1 pseudogene is annotated in these 601 nt (G+C 60.1%); it reads left to right on the top strand.

Going from position 1 to position 601, the window contains the following annotated elements:
- Positions 1 to 25: 25 nt before the first annotated feature.
- Positions 26 to 601 (top strand): annotated as a pseudogene (locus tag A3754_RS01435) (hypothetical protein); the annotation flags it as partial.

Genomic DNA, 601 nt, shown 5'->3' with positions numbered 1-601 from the left:
GTTACAGCTTCAGTTCGATTCATTGATGGGAGCGACGATTGGCAACGGCGACTTCGCAGGGATACCGTCTGGCGGCGATGTGGCGGCAACCAATCAGGCTGTCCGGGACTATCTGACAGGCGTGAACGAAGACACAGGCATTCGTTACTACCCGCTGACGTCCTTTGATGCGACACCGGACGGCATCGGCAATGCGACCTACGTGCCGCCCTTTTTCCGCACCGACTTGTCAGCGCCGTGGGGGCACAGTGGGTCTTTTGCCCGTCTGAATGACTTCAACAATCTGGTGTACACGGTGGCCCTTGATCCGACCAGTCTGCTCACCGAAGAAGGGCAGGCGTTTCTTAACGTACTGGCGGGGCCTGTTGGGGATGAAATCGCGGAACGCTATCAGCAAGTGCTGGAAGACTCTGGCGTGCTCTCCGAGGGGATGGCGTTGGAAGATCAGATCCCCCTGGTCAGCAGCGACACGACGGATATCACCGCGGGTGACCCGGCAGGGCCTGTAGGCCTGCGGGTCTCTGATGAGAAGCTGAATGCGCTCAAGTCCTATACCGACCAGTTGCAGGCCCCGGCGGCGCCCGAGGGTCTGGATCCCGCA

It is taken from the genome of Alcanivorax sp. HI0083 (genome assembly GCF_001635175.1).
Note: the sequence above shows the minus strand (reverse complement) of the source record. Positions and strands in the feature narration are given on the sequence as shown.